The organism is Cystobacter fuscus, from assembly GCF_044360685.1.
Lineage (GTDB): Bacteria > Myxococcota > Myxococcia > Myxococcales > Myxococcaceae > Cystobacter > Cystobacter fuscus_C.
Genome location: NZ_CP043491.1, coordinates 5,488,037 through 5,501,433 on the forward strand (window position 1 = coordinate 5,488,037; position 13,397 = coordinate 5,501,433).

Sequence of the window (13,397 nt, forward strand, 5' to 3'; positions counted from 1 at the left end):
GGTGTCAAACCCGGAGACACCTCGGCCGCCGTCAGTCGAAGTCCGTGGGCCGCTCGGGGTCATCCAGGTGCGCGAACATCCGCAGCAATTGCGGCTCCGTCACCCGGTCGAGCGAGAGCGGTGGGAGCGCATCCCGTGCGAAGTAGTCACAGCCCTCCGTCTCCAGCGTCTCCCGGGGGGCGCCGCCCTCCAACTCGCAGTGGATGAAGAGCTTGTACACGTACGAGGGCTGCGGCGGGTGCGCGTGCTTCGCCTTGTCGAGCACCGCGAGCAGCTTCACCGGGCGCACCAGGTAGCCGGTCTCCTCGAGCGTCTCCCGCGCGGCCATCTCGCTGGGGCTGCTGCCCACGTCCGCCCAGCCGCCGGGCAGCGTCCATCGCCCGTCCGCGCGCTCCTTGGTGAGGAGCACCTTGCCCTCGCGGAACACCACCGCCCGCACGTCCACCTTGGGCGTGGGGTAGCCGTCCTCCGCGGCGAACACCAGTCGCAACGGCTCCTCCGGCACGCCCCCCTCCGCCGCGAGCATCTCCACCGCCAGTGCGCGCAGCTCGCGGTAGCGCTCCAGGTCGTACGGGTCCCTGGCATAGGTGAGGCCCGTTTGGGCGATGGCCTGGAGGCGTTGGATCCACTGGAGGCGTTGCATGCGAGAACTCGAGGAGAAGGACGGGGGAGGGCAGCGTACACGGGCCCCAAACAGTCGTTCCTGGAATCACCCAGACAAGGTGTCAAACGACTCGCGGTGCCGAAACGGGTTCTTTGACACCTTCCGCGGGGACACCATCCGCACCGGTGCTGGGGGCCCGCGGTGGAAAGGAGCGGCGATCCTCGAGCACCTGGCGCTGGCGTTCCCGACATTCCAGCGCCCAGGGCGAGGGCTCGGTGAGGGAGATGAGCACGATCTCCTCCCCGGGCTCCGAGTACGCCACCTTGGGAAGAGACTGACCCCGGTGGAGCAGGGGCTCATAGCCCATGCGCGCCCAGAAGCGCATCGTCTTGGGCTCCAGGCCAATGCCAATCGCGGTGGCGGGGGCTGCTCGCAGGGCATCGTCCGCGATGAGCGCGGCCACCAGCTCGCTCAACCCGGCGAAGAGCTTGCGGTTGCGGCGGTACTCCCCGCGCACTCCCCAGCTTCCCCCGTAGAGGAGGTGACGGCCCGAGCGGCGGTGCTCGAGGATGAGCTCGGAAAGCGCCTCCACGTGCTCCGGGCTCCGGCCCCTGAAGATGCCCAGCGCGGGCAGCTCGAGCCCATGGGCATCACACGTGGCGAGCGCGACCTGCTTGAAGGCCGCCACCGGCTCTCGCCCCGACTCCGTCTGGACATAGAAGAGATGATGGCGGGCAACGAAGTCGCTCGTGTCGAAGGGCATGTAGTGGTCGCCGAAGTCCGCCCTATAAGCAGCGGCGCGGACTCGCTGCATGTCCATGAAGGACTCCCGGGCCGCCGGGTTCTCCAGGTGGAGGAACGGGACCTCCAGGGTGACGAGTTCGATCTTCAAGGAGATGCCTCACGGACGGGCGCGGCGGCGTGGATCAACGGCCGGCGACCGGCCCATGGGCGGGCGCGTTCGAGCTGCGCCGCCAGGCGGAACAGCGTGGCCTCATCTCCCCAACGGCCGGCGAACTGGACCCCGATCGGCAGGCCCGCGCTCCAGTACAGCGGCACCGACATGGCCGGCTGGCCAGTGGCGTTGAACAGCGCGGTGAACGGGCACGCCGTGAAGATCCGCTTCACCCACTCCTCGGCCGTCATCCGGGCGTTCGCGTCCATCACGCCCAGTTTGAAGGGGGGCACGGCCACCGTCGGGGTCAGCAGCACGTCATGGCGGGTGAAGAAGCGACCCACCGAGCGCGAGATCTGGTTCAACTCCAAGAGCGCGCGTTGCAGCTCCACCGCCTTGAGGGCCCGGCCATGCCGCGCCGTCGCCCAGACGGTCGCCTCCAGGGTCTCCTCCGGCGAGCGTCCCGTCGCGGCGGCCAGCCCCTCCACCCAGAGCGCGAGGTTGGAGCTCCAGATCGCCACATTGGCCTCGTCGAGCTTCGCGGGGTCGTACTGGGGCGAGGCCTCGACGACCTCGTGCCCCAGCTCCAGGCAGAGTTTCGCCGCGTCCTCCACCGCGGCGATGCACTCGGGGCTGACGGGCACACCGGCCGCGAGTGTCCGGGAGAAGGCGATGCGGAGGGTGCCCGGTGGGCGCGCCAGCTCCGCCAGGTAGGGCCGCTCGGGGGCCTGGATCTGATACGGCTCGCCCACGTCCGGGCCCCGCGTGGCGTCCAGCATGGCCGCGCTGTCGCGCACCGAGCGGGAGACGACGTGCTCGATTCCGAGCCCGTTCAACCCGTCCGCCGCGTCGGGCCCGATGGGGGTGCGGCCCCGCGTCGGCTTGAGGCCGAACACGCCGCAGAACGAAGCCGGGATGCGGATGGAGCCGCCGCCGTCATTGGCGTGCGCGAGCGGGACGATGCCCGCCAGGACGGCCGCCGCCGCGCCCCCGCTCGAACCGCCCACGCTGTGCTCCGGATTCCACGGGTTGCGGGTGGGCCCCCGGAGAAGCGGCTCGGTGGTGACGTTGAAGGCCATCTCCGGCGTGTTGGTCCTCCCCACGGTGACGAGGCCCGCTTCGCGGAACCGGGCCATCAGCTCGGAGTCGTGGGGCATGACCGCGCCCACGGCCAGCCGGCTCCCCATCTCGCAGGGGACGTTGGCCGCGTGGAGGACGGCATCCTTGATGAGGAAGGGCACCCCGGTGAAGGGACCTTCCGGCACGCCGTGCTCCAGCGTGGCCCGCGCCTCCTCTTCCAGCGTGCCGATGACGGCGTTGATTCTCGGGTTCACGCACTCGATGGCCGCGAGCGCTGTGCGGACGAGCTCACCGGGCGTGACTTCCTTGCGGCGCACGAGTTCCGCCAGTCCCAGTCCGTCGTACGCCGTGTATTCGTTCAGATGCATGGGCAGAAGCTTCCTTTGCGAGTGCTCGACCGTCGGTGGCGCATTGGAAGCAGGACTCTACCGTTCCCAGGTCAGCCGCACCCGCGTGCCATGGGGCCGCGAGGTGTCGATGGCGATTGTCCACGAGAACCGTCGGGCGAGCCGCTCCACCAGGGAGAGTCCGATGCCAAAGCCCTCCTGCCCCGGCTCGACCGAGCCGAAGCCAACGCCGGTGTCGGAGAGGGTCCACGCCGTGGGCTCGATGCCGATGACGATGCGCCCCTCGCTCGTGTAGGCGAGGGCGTTCTTGAGGAGGTTGCCCAGCATCACCCGGGCCACGGGCGCTGGGAGGGGGGCCAGGACTTCTCCCGCGGACTCGATGGAGAGCTCGACGCGGTCGCTCTGGCGCAGGTGCGCGTACAGCGCGACCAGCTCACGTGAGACACGGAGCAGCTCGCAGCGCTCCTCGGAGCGGCGCTCCCGCGCCAACCAGAGGATGCCCTCCGTCAGCAGGCCCATCTGGTTCACGGCCTGGCGAAGGCGGTGGAACGTCTCCGCGTCCCGGGGTGGGTCGAGCTCGAGGATCTCCACCGCCCCCTGGGCCACGGCCAGGGGCGTGCGCAACTCGTGGCTCGCGTCGCGGTTGAACCGCCGCTCACGCTCCAGCAACTCCTGGATACGAGCGTCCCGCGTTCGCAGCGCCTCGAGCAGCGCGCGCACCTCGGCCACTCCGCCATCGTCCTCGGGCAGTGCTCCATCCTCTTCCCGCAGCCGTTCCACGAGTTGCTCCAGCGGCCGGCCGAGGCGGCGGGCCACGACGTGGCCGAGCAGCGCGGCGGCCAGCAGCGCCAGCAGCGCGCTGGTGAGGAGCAGGCCGGTCCTCCGCCGGAGCTGGGACGTCGTGCTCGTCAGTGCGGACACGTCGAGCGCGACATACCGGGGGGTCCCGTTCGCCGCGCCAGGGCGCACCGCGACGTGGAAGTGTCCGTGGCCCTCGGTGGGGATCTCGTATTCGCCCTGGGACGTCTTCTGCTCCAGCCGCTCTCTCAGCCAGGGCGGCAGCGAGGCCTGGCCGGAATACGTGGTGATGCCCGGCAGATGCCCCGGCTCGGGCCGGTCCGCCTCGGCGGCGACGAGCCGGTTGAAGATGACGTCCTCGAGGTCATAGCTGAAGAGCGTGAAGAACGCGCCCATGAGCACCAGCGCGAACGCCGCGGACAGCCACATGGAGCGCAGCAGGAGGTCACGGACCGGTCTGGCACTTGTGCGCATCCAGGCTGTACCCCTCGTTTCGCCGGGTGGTGATGGCATGGTCGATTCCCAGCCCGGCGAGCGCCTTGCGCAGGGCGTAGACGTGGGTGCGGAGCGCGCTCGAGTCCGGCGCGTCCTCCCCCCAGAGCCGCTCCGCCAGCGCCTCCGTGGAGACCGCTTCGGGCGCGGCCTCCATCAGGAGCCGCAGGATGAGGGCCTCGGTGCGATGGAGCCGGACGGTGCGCTCGCCCCAGCGCAGCTGTCCGCTCTCGGGCTCCAGGGCGAGTCCTCCCAGGGTCAGCCGCCGCCCGCTCGGGGGAACGGGCCGGCGAGCCAGCGCTTCCAGGCGCCAGCGCAACTCCCGGAGCGAGAACGGCTTGACGAGGTAGTCATCCGCGCCCGCCTGGAAACCCTCTTGCTTGTCCTCGAGCGTGTCCCGGGCCGTCAGCATGAGGATGGGAACGAGCCGGGGTGCGAGCTGCCGGTAACGCTCGCACACCTGGATGCCGCTCATGCCGGGCAGCATCAGGTCGAGCACGATGACGTCGTAGGCGTTGGCCAGCGCGAGCGCGAGCCCCTGGGGGCCGGTGGCCGCGAAGTCCAGGAGGAAGTCCGGCTCCAGGAACCGGGCGATGTTGGCCTGGAGGTCACGATTGTCCTCGACGATGAGCACGCGCATGGAGGGAGCGCCGGACTCCTGTTCCGGACGCGAACGCGGAGGATACCTGCGGCCGTGTCAAACGAGTGTCAACGCGTGATTGACGCGGGGTTGACCCGTGCGTGGGCAGTGTGGGTGCCCTCTTTCGAGGAGGAGTACCGCGATGACGCGCTTGCTTTTGCTGGGTCTCTGCTGCCTGTCCACCTCCGTGGCCCATGCCGCCCGCCCCGCCGTGCCGATGGAGGTCCAGGCGGAGGATGGGGAACGGATTGCCGTCCAGGTGCTGGAACCGGAAGGGGACGCCGCGAATCCGCCCGTGGCCGTCCTCCTGCACGGCCTCACCCGAAACAAGGAGGACTGGCTGTCCGATGCCGCGCCCACGTATGGCGGGGCGCTGACGGAGTACCTGTTGCGCTCCGGCTACCGGGTCTACCTCATGGACGCGAGGCGGCACGGGGCACGGGCGACTCCCGACGTGCGGCCCGGCGAGCTCGCGAAGCGGGCGCACGGCGGGGACACCGCACCCTATCAGGCGATGATCGTGGACACCGTGCGCGATGCGCGGGCGCTCCTCGCGCGGGTGCTGGCCAGGGGCAAGCCACTGCGGGTGCTCGTCGCGGGTTACAGCATGGGCGCCCAGGTGGGGCTCCTGCTGGCCTCGCACGAGCCACGCGTCACGCATCTGGTGACGATGGTGCCGCCGCACGTCGACCCCGTGCTGGGCGACGCCGCGCCCGTGAACCGGATGGGCGGGATTCATCAGTCCTGGCTGCTGCTGACCGCGACACGTGACCCGTTCTCCACGGCGGAGAACAGCCAGGCGCTGTTCGAGGCCGCGCCGTCCAAGCGCAAGGCGCGCAAGGACTTCGACAGCGGGCACGCCTTGCCGCGCGAGTACCTCGACGAGGTGCGCCGCTGGTTGAGCGAGACGCGATAGCCCCCACTCATGACGCAACCATGACACCCGGGCCGGGCGGGAAGTGATTGACTTCCCCTCCCATGTCCCTTCCGCGCGCTCTCCGTTCCTGTCTGCTGTGGGCGACACTCGCCTCCGTGGGCTGTCTGCGTGGCGCCTCGGCTCCGCCCACGCCCGAGGACGCGGCCCCGCCCGCTCCCGTGGCCGAGGCACCCGAGCCCGTTGCGGAGCCCGAGCCTCTTCCGGAAGCCGAGCCCCTCACGGCCGACGTGTCCCCGCTCCCGGTGCCCGCGAACGTCCCCGCCGCCTTCGCCGACGCAGGCCTCGTCTCGCCCACCACCGCTCCGGGGGTCGCCGATACGGGAAAGGTGGACCTCGCGGCGCTGCGTGACGCCGTCGCCGACCCGAAGCCCATTCCCGAGGCGCTGGTGAAGCGGTGGAATGAGCGAGACGAGAGACTCCAGAGAGGCCGCGAGGGCGGCGTGGTGGGGGGCGTCGTCGGAGGGGTGGTGGGGGGCGTGCTGGGTGGAGTGGTGGCGGAAGGCGCCCTCGCGGATTCCGAAGCGCCGCTGATGCCCGCGCCTGCCTCCGAGTGGGAAGCCGCTGAAGAGGGGGCGAAGGAGGAGGAATCCTCCGCACCGAAGAAGCCCGGAGAGCCCCGGGCGCCCCGGACAGTGCTGCCCAAGGTGGAGTCCGCGCCGCGCATGGCCAAGGTGTTGGTGCGCGACGAGCAGGGCCGCTACCAGCCCCTCACGGCCCGAGCGGTGCGCGTGGTGACGTACATCCAGGGGGCCCGCGCGCGTACGGTGGTGGACTACCTCTTCGAGAACGACACCCCCCGCGCGCTGGAGGGCACCTTCTATTATCCGCTGCCGGGCGGGGCGACGGTGGCGGGCTTCGCGCTGTACTCGGGCGCGGTGGCGGTGGACTCGCCCTCGCTCTTCCAGTCCCCGGAGCTGTTGCCGCCCCTGGGGGACTCGGGCAGGGCGGAGGAGCTGGTGGCCGCGGCCCCGCCGAGTCCCCGGGACGCGGCGCACGCGTGGGGCCAGCCGCAGGAGGCCCGGGTCGTCGAGCACAAGCGCGCTCGCGAGGTGTACGAGGACGTCGTGCGGCACAACGTGGACCCGGCGCTGCTCGAGTGGGCGGGGGCTTCCACCTTCAGCGCCCGCGTCTTTCCCCTGCCGCCGAAGTCCCTCAAGCGCGTGGTGCTCGCCTACGAGCAGACGTTGCTCTTCGATGGCCAGCACCTGCGCTACACGTGGCCCCTGCCGCCCGAGGCGGGCCAGACGCTCCAGGTGTCGGCGCGCGTCCACGTGGACCCGAGGTACGCGCGGGCGATGACGGTGCTGCCCGCCGCGGGCCAGCCGGGAGACCTCGGGCCCTGGCGGGTGTGGGACTGGCCGCGATTGACGGGGGACGGAGCGCTGCAGGTGGCCGTCGCGCCGTTGAGCCGGGACGCGGACGTGCTGGTGGGCTCGGACCCCGCGGGGCTCCCCGGCCAGGCCTTCTTCGCCCGGGTGCGCATGCCCTCGGGCTTCATCGTGGGGGAGGGAAGCGCGTCCACCGGGAGAGCGGTGCTGGTGGTGGACACCTCCCTGTCGGCCGAGGACGGCAACGCGTGGGCCCTGCAGGGCGCCCTGCTGCGCGCGCTGCTGGAGCGGGACACGAGCCTCACCGAGTACGCGGTGCTTCTCTTCGACGTGCGCCCGCGCTGGCTGCACGGCCCGGGCTTCCGGCGCAACACGCCCGAGGCACGCCGGGAGACGTTCGGCGAACTGGAGCGCGTCTTCCTCGAGGGCGCCTCGCATGTGGATGGGATGTTGGGCGAGCTGGACCGGGCGGGCCGCGACTGGCTGAAGCCGGCGGAGGGCGGCGGGCGGGTGACGGCCTTCCTGCTCTCGGATGGCAATGTCACCTGGGGACGGGGGCAGGTGGACGCGCTCATCTCGCAGCACCCCTCCTCGGAGACGCTGCGGTGGGTGAGCTACCGCTTCGGCGAGTCGGCGGTGAACACGGACCTCTTCGACGCGCTGGCCCGGGCAGGGGGCGGGCGGGTGGTGAACGTGCTCTCCGGCTCGGAGGTGCCAGCGGTGGCTCGGGCGCACCGGGCGGCCTCGACGGTGCTGGCGCGGGTGGAGGTGCGGGGCTCGGCGGTGAAGGACCTGGTGGTGGCGGGCCGGCCGCACCTCGTCTTCCCGGGGCAGGAGTTGCTCGTGGCCGGGCGGCTCGTGGACGAGGGCGCGGCGGAGCTCGCGGTGGTGGTGCGCTCGGACGGCGGGGAGCGGACGATGCGGGTGCCGCTGCCGCGCGACCGGGACAGTGCCTTCGCGCCGAGGGCCTGGGCGGAGGGCTGGGTGGCCCGGCTGGTGGCCCTGGAGGACCCCCGGGTGGACCGAATGGTGGTGGCGCTCAGTCAGCACTACCGGCTGGCCAACGCGCGTGCCTCCATGCTGGTGCTGGAGTCCGAGGGGGATTACGTGCGCTACGCGGTGCGCGACGAGCAGGTGGACCTCTCCGAGCTGGAGGCACTGCGGCGGAGCGAGCAGGACCAGGCGCGCGAGGAGCTGGAGGGGCTGTCGCTGCGGGACGTGCCGGACTCGGGCCGCGCGGTGCTCCGGGTGCTGGGGGCGAAGCAGGCGGAGCTCGGCTCGCGGCTGAAGGCCCAACCCCTGCGGGACGAGCCCTACGCGGGAGGCGAGGAGCGGCTCCAGGCGGAGCTGGAGTACCGGCGGGCGCGGCGGGCCAACAAGGACGACGTGCTGGTGTACGAGGAGGTGGCGCGCCAGCGGGCCTTCGCGGGAGACACCTGGGGCGCGGTGCGGGCCCTCTCGTCCCCTGTGGAGCTGCGGCCGAAGGATCCCGAGGCCCTGCGGCTGGTGGGCTACGGGCTGCTGGCGCTCGGGCAATACACGGCCGCCACGGAGCTCTTCGAGCACGTGCGGCTCAACCGGCCCTTCGAGCCGCAGGCCTACCTGGAGGAGGCCCTGGCGCTGGACGCGGCGGGGCGGCCCGCGGAGGCCGCGCGCGACTGGGAGATCGTCCTGGCACGAGGCTGGGCCCGGCACGAGGAGGAGACCCGGAGAGTCGCGGCGTACCACTATGGCCGGCTGCTGCTGGCGCTGACGAAACAGGCCCGGCTCTCGGGGGTGGAGGTGGAGGCCCTGGAAGCCCGGCGGCGCGAGCTGGCGACGCTCGCGGAGCCCAGGCCCATCGACTACCAGCTCACCCTGCACTGGAACTCGGATGGGACGGACATCGACCTGTGGGTGGTGGAACCGGACGGAGAGCGGTGCTCCTACCGGCGGAAGAAGACGCGGCTGGGAGGCGAGCTCTTCTGGGACACCACGGACGGACTGGGGCCCGAGCTGTACCACGCGCGCAAGGCCGCGCGAGGCACGTACCAGGTAGCGGTGCACTACTACGGCAACAACTCGGCACGCTACGTGGTGCCCACGGCGCTCCTGCTGGTGACGGACCGGGGCGCCTTCTCCCGCGACGACGGGTACCAGCGGCGGTTCCAGTTGCGCATCCTGCCGAAGGCCGAGGCCGCGCTGCTGCTGCGCGGCGAGGAGGTGGTTTCGGAGAAGCGGGCCACGAAGCCATGAGAGGGTGGAGAGGCCGTGTGGCCCTCTTGGGCACACGCCGGCGCGGGTCGTGCTCCCGAAGCATTACACTGCGCGAGCGGGTCTCCGCGAACTGCTGGCGAGGGGGTCATGGGTCTCGATCTGAAGATGGAAGTCAATGAGTCCGGCGGAAAGACCGGGTCCGAGGACGCACCGTCCGTTCCTGAGCGGACCTACGGGCTCGAAGTCCGGCTGCGGCGTGAATGGGTGGGCTATCGCGAGGAGACGGGGACCGAGGTCATCCTGGATTTCGCGCGTCGCCGTCGCCTCACCCTCGACGAGGGCGCGCGGACGTACGTGGACGAGTCGCTGTACTCGGACGTGTGCCTCCGGCACTTCGAGTTGCCCAACCGCGAGCACATCCGGTCCGTGCTCGAGGCAGGAGGTGCTGACAGCGCGGACTTCGAGCCCCTCATGGCGGAGCACCAGCTCGCGGTGCTCGACAAGGCGCGGGGGCGGTCCCTCTCCGAGCCGAAGGCCCCTCGAAAGAACGGGCTCCGCGGACTCTTGCGGTCCGTCTTCGGGCCGAAGCCCGGCGACATTTCAGTCGAATCGGACCAGGGACGCACCGTGTACGCCACCGCTGCTGGGCGGCGCCTGCTCTCGTACGCGGAGGAGGGGACTGAAGCAGCGCCCGACATCAGCCGGCGGTTCGCTCAGTTCATGCGCTACCGCTACAGGGGCCACCCGCTCATCCTCGAACAACTCGCCTCGGCCCGCCGCATCCCGCGCGAGCTCCGATACCAGGCTCTGGCACCGTTCGGACAACCTGGGAGCGATGTCACGCTGCGGCTCGTGGACGTCGCCGTCGTGCCCGAGGGCGACATCGCACTCGAGGGCTATCGCCGGGTGGTGGATGCCGGTCAAACCCTGCCGGGCGGCGTTCTCGAGCGCGTGATGCTCGGCGCCGTACCTGACAGCCAGGAGGTGGAGGCACGGCGGATGGCGGAGGCGAAGCAATCCGCCGAGGGTGGCCGCATCCTCGAATGCGTGCTCACCCTGCTGGAGCTGAACCTGCAAACCGGAACGTCGTTGCCAGAGCTGGGCAGTGTCCTGCGCGACGAACCCGATCCTCACGTGCGACAACTGCGGGAAGCGCTGGGACGGCCTGGCAGCGAGGAGGAAGCCCGTGCCGCGCTTGCCAGTCTCCAGGCGCTTCGGAAGGCAGCGGGACAGCGGGCCCACGTCGTCAACACCTTCCTGGCAGCGCTCCACCGCGGGCTCGGCGAGGGCGCGCAGGCGCGCGAGTTGCTGCTCCAGGCGCTCGAGGTCAACCCGTTCCTCACCGGGGCCTACAAGGACCTGGGGGACCTCTACGTGAGTGACTACGAGATGTCTCGGGCCTGGCGGTGTTGGGAGGCGGCGCGGAGGATCGCCCCGGGCCATGGGCTGTTGAAGGACGTCCACGCGATGGAAGAAATGCTGGCGGCCGAGCACCCGGAGTACTTCTGACGCTTGGGCCGAGGTCCTTCGCCGTCAGCTTCCTCGGCGCGTGTCTCGACGGCCTCACGGCGATGTCGTCCGCCGGGGGCGCACTCGCAGGAGAGTGGCCCCCGGTATGACGACCGCCCCAGAGCCTCAGGTCAGTGGCGCCGCCTCGTCGATCTCGCGGGGGACCCGCATGCGCGGCTGGGTCTGGATGACCTCGGAGAACATGGCCTCGAGCTGCTCGCCCATGACGGCCAGCTCCTGCTTGGTCAGCAACTTCTTCACGTTCTTGAAGAGCTCCTTCTCTTCCTCCTCGACGTGATGCTCGACCAGATCCTTGAGCACCTTCACCTTCGCCTTGAACTGCGCGTCGGAGGGGTCCATGTCGAGCAGATCCGCGATGACACGCTTGGCCGACAGGTGCTCCTCCACCGCCTCCTGGAGCTGGTCCGCCGTGGGCCCGACGTAGACGCTGGGATAGAAGAGCTTCTCCTCGATGAGGGCGTGCGCCGCGAGGTTGTCCGCGATGCGCACGAACAGGTCCATCAGCAACTCCTCCTTGCCTTCACCAGCCTTCTCGAACTTCTCGAACAGTTCCTCGACCTCGCGGTGCTGCTGCGTCAACAGTTCGATGGCGTCCATGGTCTCGCTCCCGTCTTGCGTGAGTCGCGTGAGGCGTCCCTGGGCCTAACTTCGGCACGGCTCCCGGGGACGCCAACTGTGAGGCTCCTTCTCCGCCGTGCTCTTCGGAAAACCTGACTCCACGAGTCCGCTCGGCCCAGGGACCTCTCCCGTAGGGCCCGAGACTGCTGAAAGCCTGCCTGCTCACCGGCATGGCGGACGCTGTTGTGGCGTCCGGGATGGACAGGTGGGAGGGCATGGACGGGTGCTTCCGGCTGCGCTTCACTGCGGCCGATGACTCCTCACCAAGCAGAGACGGCCCTGGCGGACGCGGAAGTGGTGCCGTGCGCGGAGATGCAGCTCGCGGACGCCCGGAGGCTGGTGGACGCCTGCCTGGCCGAGGGCGTGCCGGCCCTCGTCCACCGCGAGGCGTGTGGCAAGCCGAGTTGTTCCCCGAAATTCCAGGTGCTCGTGCGCCCCGAGGACGTGCCCCGGGTCGCCGGCCTGCTCCAGCAACGTTGGACGGACAGCCTCCAGCGAGAGGGGCTGCTTTCCGAGGGCCAGGCCCCCCAGGAGATACCGGAGGACGGCGAGCTGCCGTGCCCCGCGTGTGGCACGGCCGCCCCGCTGGTCGAGGGCGCGTGCAGCGACTGCGGACTTCAGCTCGAGTGAGCCGCCACCAGGGAGGAACCTAGATGCCGTACTACAACGAGAAGAACTACAGCATCGACCGAAGCGTCGGCTATCTGCTCAACGAGCTCGCCAAGCTCATCAACGAGGACCTGGACGCGCGTCTCAAGGATGCACTCTCGGTGAGTTTCGCGCAGTGGCGTGTGCTCGTGGCGATTCTGCAGTGCGACTCCGAGCCCGAGCCCGCGTCCGCGTCCATCCTCTGCTCCAAGATCGACTATGACTCCGGTGCGATGACGCGTCTGCTCGACAAGCTGGAGGCGCTCGGCTTCATCACGAGAGAGCGCGACGTCTGGGACCGCAGGGCCTACACGCTCAAGCTGACGAAGAGAGGACGCCTCGTGGCGACCAAGGGCCTCGTGATCGCCCGCGACAACCTCAATGACTCGATGGCGGATCTGACGAATCAAGAGGCCGAGACGCTCCTGTCGCTTCTCGTCAAGGTGCGGCAGACGAACCTGGCCTTGAAGGCGGCGCGGCAACCCGCCCAGAAGGCTTCGAAGCGGGCCTAGCTCCCGCGGCCTTGCCCGCGGCCCTCAGTCGCGATCCGGCGCGCCGAGCGGAAAGTGGGGGCGATAGGGCCGCGCTTCATCCACGGCGCGCGCGTATGACGGCCGCGCCAGCAGCCGCTGGCGATACGCCCGGACGTTGGCGAACCGCGCGTCGATCTCATGCGTCCAGTCCGCGTAGAACAGGGCGGGTGCGGCGGAGCAGTCCGCGAGGCTGAAGCGCGTGCCCGCCGCCCATTCGCGCTTCGCCATCACTCCGTCGAGCCAGCCATACGCCGCCTCGAGCATCGCCCGCGCCTCCCTCACCCCGTAGGGGTCGCGATCCGCCTCGGGACGGATCTGGTTGAAGACGATCCGCCCCTGCGGCGTGGACACGTAGTTGTCGAAGAAGCGGTCCATCGTCCGCACCTCCAGGGCCTCGCGCGCGTCCTCGGGAATCAGCCGGACCGGTCCCGGGTGGTGCAGCTGCAGGTGCTCGATGATGATGCTCGACTCCAGCACCGTGCGGCCCTCGTCCACCAGCGCGGGGAAGCGCTTGAGCGGCCAGAGCGCCGAGAGCTCGGCCATCACCTCGGGGTCGTCGACCCTGCGCAGCTCGAAGGGCAGGGCGTTCTCGTAGAGCGCGATCAACACCTTCTGGCAGTACGACGAGAACGGGTGCGCGTAGAGCTTCAGGGTCATCGCGGGCTCCTCGGACAGGGCTGGCAGACTGCTTGCATTTCGCAACCGGTTGCGTTCTAGACAACCTGCTCCTATTTTGCAAGCAGTCGCGGGA

Annotated in this window: 12 protein-coding genes; 5 read left to right on the forward strand and 7 right to left on the reverse strand. The window is 70.3% G+C overall.

What is annotated here, in order from left to right; all coding sequences use genetic code 11:
• Nucleotides 1–31: 31 nt before the first annotated feature.
• From F0U63_RS22460 to F0U63_RS22480, 5 genes are all read right to left on the reverse strand, one after another.
• Nucleotides 32–643, reverse strand: coding sequence for an NUDIX hydrolase (locus F0U63_RS22460; RefSeq protein WP_395847954.1), 612 nt, complete (start codon nt 641–643; stop codon nt 32–34).
• An 82-nt stretch (nt 644–725) separates the two neighbouring features.
• Entirely contained in the window at nt 726–1,496 is a 771-nt protein-coding gene (locus F0U63_RS22465; RefSeq protein ID WP_395847955.1) for a hypothetical protein, read from the reverse strand.
• Entirely contained in the window at nt 1,493–2,947 is a 1,455-nt protein-coding gene (locus F0U63_RS22470; RefSeq protein ID WP_395847956.1) for an amidase, read from the reverse strand. The genes F0U63_RS22465 and F0U63_RS22470 overlap by 4 nt, the downstream gene beginning before the upstream one ends.
• 57 nt (nt 2,948–3,004) lie before the next feature.
• Nucleotides 3,005–4,198, reverse strand: coding sequence for a sensor histidine kinase (locus F0U63_RS22475; protein ID WP_395847957.1), 1,194 nt, complete (start codon nt 4,196–4,198; stop codon nt 3,005–3,007).
• Entirely contained in the window at nt 4,170–4,856 is a 687-nt protein-coding gene (locus F0U63_RS22480) for a response regulator transcription factor (protein WP_395847958.1), read from the reverse strand. Before F0U63_RS22480 ends, F0U63_RS22475 begins: the two co-directional genes overlap by 29 nt.
• 142 nt (nt 4,857–4,998) lie before the next feature.
• On the opposite strand from F0U63_RS22480, the gene F0U63_RS22485 reads away from it, so the two are divergent.
• From F0U63_RS22485 to F0U63_RS22495, 3 genes are all read left to right on the forward strand, one after another.
• On the forward strand, nt 4,999–5,772 hold the full coding sequence (locus tag F0U63_RS22485; protein ID WP_395847959.1) for an alpha/beta hydrolase: 774 nt from the start codon (nt 4,999–5,001) through the stop codon (nt 5,770–5,772).
• 62 nt (nt 5,773–5,834) lie between these two features.
• Entirely contained in the window at nt 5,835–9,356 is a 3,522-nt protein-coding gene (locus F0U63_RS22490) for a DUF2135 domain-containing protein (RefSeq protein WP_395847960.1), read from the forward strand.
• Between the two features lie 108 nt (nt 9,357–9,464).
• Nucleotides 9,465–10,826, forward strand: a complete 1,362-nt coding sequence (locus F0U63_RS22495) for a tetratricopeptide repeat protein (RefSeq protein WP_395847961.1) — start codon at nt 9,465–9,467, stop codon at nt 10,824–10,826.
• A 126-nt stretch (nt 10,827–10,952) separates the two neighbouring features.
• On the opposite strand, the gene F0U63_RS22500 is transcribed toward F0U63_RS22495, so the two are convergent.
• Nucleotides 10,953–11,444, reverse strand: coding sequence for a hemerythrin domain-containing protein (locus F0U63_RS22500; RefSeq protein ID WP_395847962.1), 492 nt, complete (start codon nt 11,442–11,444; stop codon nt 10,953–10,955).
• A 273-nt stretch (nt 11,445–11,717) separates the two neighbouring features.
• Here F0U63_RS22500 and F0U63_RS22505 point away from each other — a divergent pair, with 273 nt between their 5' ends.
• Together F0U63_RS22505 and F0U63_RS22510 are read left to right on the forward strand one after the other, a co-directional pair.
• Nucleotides 11,718–12,095: a hypothetical protein gene (locus tag F0U63_RS22505; RefSeq protein WP_395847963.1), complete on the forward strand. Its 378-nt coding sequence runs from the start codon at nt 11,718–11,720 to the stop codon at nt 12,093–12,095.
• A 23-nt stretch (nt 12,096–12,118) separates the two neighbouring features.
• The gene (locus F0U63_RS22510) at nt 12,119–12,625 is read left to right on the forward strand and encodes a MarR family winged helix-turn-helix transcriptional regulator (protein WP_395847964.1); all 507 of its coding nucleotides are present in this window, start codon (nt 12,119–12,121) and stop codon (nt 12,623–12,625) included.
• Nucleotides 12,626–12,649: 24 nt separating this feature from the next.
• Here the strand turns inward: F0U63_RS22510 and F0U63_RS22515 are convergent, their stop codons facing one another.
• Complete coding sequence (locus F0U63_RS22515; protein WP_395847965.1) at nt 12,650–13,303, reverse strand: glutathione S-transferase family protein; 654 nt, start codon at nt 13,301–13,303, stop codon at nt 12,650–12,652.
• Nucleotides 13,304–13,397: the final 94 nt, after the last annotated feature.

Excerpts from the sequence above, each read along its gene's own strand:
- F0U63_RS22460 (WP_395847954.1), bottom strand. The coding sequence starts at position 643 with ATGCAACGCCTCCAGTGGATCCAACGCCTCCAGGCCATCGCCCAAACG.
- F0U63_RS22470 (WP_395847956.1), bottom strand. The coding sequence starts at position 2,947 with ATGCATCTGAACGAATACACGGCGTACGACGGACTGGGACTGGCGGAA.
- F0U63_RS22475 (WP_395847957.1), bottom strand. The coding sequence starts at position 4,198 with ATGCGCACAAGTGCCAGACCGGTCCGTGACCTCCTGCTGCGCTCCATG.
- F0U63_RS22480 (WP_395847958.1), bottom strand. The coding sequence starts at position 4,856 with ATGCGCGTGCTCATCGTCGAGGACAATCGTGACCTCCAGGCCAACATC.
- F0U63_RS22485 (WP_395847959.1), top strand. The coding sequence starts at position 4,999 with ATGACGCGCTTGCTTTTGCTGGGTCTCTGCTGCCTGTCCACCTCCGTG.
- F0U63_RS22490 (WP_395847960.1), top strand. The coding sequence starts at position 5,835 with ATGTCCCTTCCGCGCGCTCTCCGTTCCTGTCTGCTGTGGGCGACACTC.
- F0U63_RS22495 (WP_395847961.1), top strand. The coding sequence starts at position 9,465 with ATGGGTCTCGATCTGAAGATGGAAGTCAATGAGTCCGGCGGAAAGACC.
- F0U63_RS22500 (WP_395847962.1), bottom strand. The coding sequence starts at position 11,444 with ATGGACGCCATCGAACTGTTGACGCAGCAGCACCGCGAGGTCGAGGAA.
- F0U63_RS22505 (WP_395847963.1), top strand. The coding sequence starts at position 11,718 with ATGACTCCTCACCAAGCAGAGACGGCCCTGGCGGACGCGGAAGTGGTG.
- F0U63_RS22510 (WP_395847964.1), top strand. The coding sequence starts at position 12,119 with ATGCCGTACTACAACGAGAAGAACTACAGCATCGACCGAAGCGTCGGC.
- F0U63_RS22515 (WP_395847965.1), bottom strand. The coding sequence starts at position 13,303 with ATGACCCTGAAGCTCTACGCGCACCCGTTCTCGTCGTACTGCCAGAAG.